This is a genomic window from Shewanella sp. SM101, assembly GCF_025654465.1.
Lineage (GTDB): Bacteria > Pseudomonadota > Gammaproteobacteria > Enterobacterales > Shewanellaceae > Shewanella > Shewanella oncorhynchi.
In genome coordinates, this window is the sequence record NZ_JAKKRH010000100.1 from 1 (window position 1) to 3,281 (window position 3,281).

The 3,281-nt window shown below is 49.9% G+C and carries 1 tRNA gene and 1 rRNA gene; both read right to left on the minus strand.

The window, feature by feature from the left end:
- A 23S ribosomal RNA gene (locus L5M38_RS23850) occupies positions 1-2,768 on the minus strand; the annotation flags it as partial.
- A 362-nt stretch (positions 2,769-3,130) separates the two neighbouring features.
- Positions 3,131-3,206: transfer RNA gene (locus L5M38_RS23855), tRNA-Ala, on the minus strand.
- Between the last annotated feature and the right edge of the window lie 75 nt (positions 3,207-3,281).

Genomic DNA, 3,281 nt, shown 5'->3' on the forward strand with positions numbered 1-3,281 from the left:
TCGCTTCCCGCTTAGATGCTTTCAGCGGTTATCGATTCCGAACGTAGCTACCGGGCAATGCCATTGGCATGACAACCCGAACACCAGCGGTTCGTCCACTCCGGTCCTCTCGTACTAGGAGCAGCTCCCTTCAATCATCCAACGCCCACGGCAGATAGGGACCGAACTGTCTCACGACGTTCTGAACCCAGCTCGCGTACCACTTTAAATGGCGAACAGCCATACCCTTGGGACCGACTTCAGCCCCAGGATGTGATGAGCCGACATCGAGGTGCCAAACACCGCCGTCGATATGAACTCTTGGGCGGTATCAGCCTGTTATCCCCGGAGTACCTTTTATCCGTTGAGCGATGGCCCTTCCATTCAGAACCACCGGATCACTATGACCTACTTTCGTACCTGCTCGACGTGTATGTCTCGCAGTTAAGCTGGCTTATGCCATTGCACTAACCGTACGATGTCCGACCGTACTTAGCCAACCTTCGTGCTCCTCCGTTACTCTTTGGGAGGAGACCGCCCCAGTCAAACTACCCACCAGGCACTGTCCCTAATCCCGATAAGGGACCTAGGTTAGAACATCAAAACTACAAGGGTGGTATTTCAAGGACGACTCCATCATGACTAGCGTCACAACTTCAWAGTCTCCCACCTATCCTACACATGTAGGTTCAATGTTCAGTGCCAAGCTATAGTAAAGGTTCACGGGGTCTTTCCGTCTAGCCGCGGGTATACGGCATCTTCACCGCAATTTCAACTTCACTGAGTCTCGGCTGGAGACAGCGTGGCCATCATTACGCCATTCGTGCAGGTCGGAACTTACCCGACAAGGAATTTCGCTACCTTAGGACCGTTATAGTTACGGCCGCCGTTTACCGGGGCTTCGATCATGAGCTTCTCTTGCGATAACCCAATCAATTAACCTTCCGGCACCGGGCAGGCGTCACACCGTATACTTCCTCTTGCGAGTTTGCACAGTGCTGTGTTTTTGATAAACAGTTGCAGCCACCTGGTATCTGCGACTCCCGTCAGCTTAGAGAGCAAGTCTCATCACCAACAGGAGCGTACCTTCTCCCGAAGTTACGGTACCATTTTGCCTAGTTCCTTCAGCCGAGTTCTCTCAAGCGCCTTGGTATTCTCTACCCGACCACCTGTGTCGGTTTGGGGTACGATTCCCRCTAACCTGAAGCTTAGAAGATTTTCCTGGAAGCATGGCATCAACTACTTCAGTCCCTTAGGACCTCGTCATCAGCTCTCAGTSTGYACAYTAAAGTRCGWKTCCCCGGATTTGCCTAAGAAMWCMACCTACCACCTTAAACGCGGACTACCAACGCCGCGCTAGCCTAGCCTTCTCCGTCTCTCCATCGCAGTTAGCGGAAGTACAGAAATATTAATCTGTTTCCCATCGATTACGCCTTTCGGCCTCACCTTAGGGGTCGACTCACCCTGCCCCGATTAACGTTGGACAGGAACCCTTGGTCTTTCGGCGAGGGGGTTTTTCACCCCCTTTATCGTTACTCATGTCAGCATTCGCACTTCTGATACCTCCAGCGTGGGTTACCCCTTCACCTTCAACGGCTTACAGAACGCTCCTCTACCGCGCACAGTAAACTGTGCACCCGTAGCTTCGGTGACTAGCTTAGCCCCGTTACATCTTCCGCGCAGGCCGACTCGACTAGTGAGCTATTACGCTTTCTTTAAATGATGGCTGCTTCTAAGCCAACATCCTAGCTGTCTAAGCCTTCCCACATCGTTTCCCACTTAGCTAGTACTTTGGGACCTTAGCTGACGGTCTGGGTTGTTTCCCTTTTGACGACGGACGTTAGCACCCGCCGTCTGTCTCCCGAGTAGTACTCATTGGTATTCGGAGTTTGCAAAGGGTTGGTAAGTCGGGATGACCCCCTAGCCTTAACAGTGCTCTACCCCCAATGGTATTCGCTCGAGGCGCTACCTAAATAGCTTTCGAGGAGAACCAGATATCTCCCGGTTTGATTGGCCTTTCACCCCCAGCCACAAGTCATCCGCTAATTTTTCAACATTAGTCGGTTCGGTCCTCCAGTTGATGTTACTCAACCTTCAACCTGCCCATGGCTAGATCACCGGGTTTCGGGTCTACACCTTGCAACTAAACGCGCAGTTAACACTCGGTTTCCCTACGGCTCCGCTATTCGCTTAACCTCGCTACAAAATGTAAGTCGCTGACCCATTATACAAAAGGTACGCAGTCACGGTCTCAAGAACCGCTCCCACTGCTTGTACGTATACGGTTTCAGGTTCTATTTCACTCCCCTCACAGGGGTTCTTTTCGCCTTTCCCTCACGGTACTGGTTCACTATCGGTCAGTCAGGAGTATTTAGCCTTGGAGGATGGTCCCCCCATATTCAAACAGGATGTCACGTGTCCCGCCTTACTCGTTTTCATCAATGGTTAGTTTTCATGTACGGGGCTATCACCCTGTGCCGCTGCGCTTTCCAACGCATTCCACTAACACCCCACTGACTTAAGGGCTAATCCCCGTTCGCTCGCCGCTACTAGGGGAATCTCGGTTGATTTCTTTTCCTAAGGGTACTTAGATGTTTCAGTTCCCCTCGTTCGCCTCGCAACACTATGTATTCATGTTGCGATAACAGCTTATGCTGCTGGGTTCCCCCATTCGGACATCGTTAGCTCAAATGCTTGTTACTAGCTCGCCAACGCTTTTCGCAAGTTACTACGTCCTTCATCGCCTCTGACTGCCAAGGCATCCACCGTATACGCTTAGTCGCTTAACCATACAACCCAAATGAGTTTCACTCATCTGCGCCGCATTGCGACCAGCTTGGTTTTACTTGTCTCACTTCTGACCAAAGAAGTGGACGCGCCTTAGACGTAAACTATTCARYAAAGAATAATTTACTATTGAATATTCAAGACACTTAATAAAGTGTTTGAGAACTCATGTTCAATGCTTGCGCATTAAACGTTTTGTAATTAATCACATGACAGACTCATGCAATTAAATACTATCAGCTTTCCAAATTGTTAAAGAGCGGGCTTAAAAAAGCCAAAGATAATTTTTTAGTTTATCTTTGGCATCTCTATCCATAGTGCATATGCCTTATTACTTTGCAATAAAGTCAGAATAAGGTGTAAATGGTGGAGCTATGCGGGATCGAACCGCAGACCTCCTGCGTGCAAGGCAGGCGCTCTCCCAGCTGAGCTATAGCCCCATTTACATGCAGTGCGAGTAAGTAAGATGTTCCAAACCTCTAAAAGGATTGGTTTGCCAAATCGAGTTATCCGCG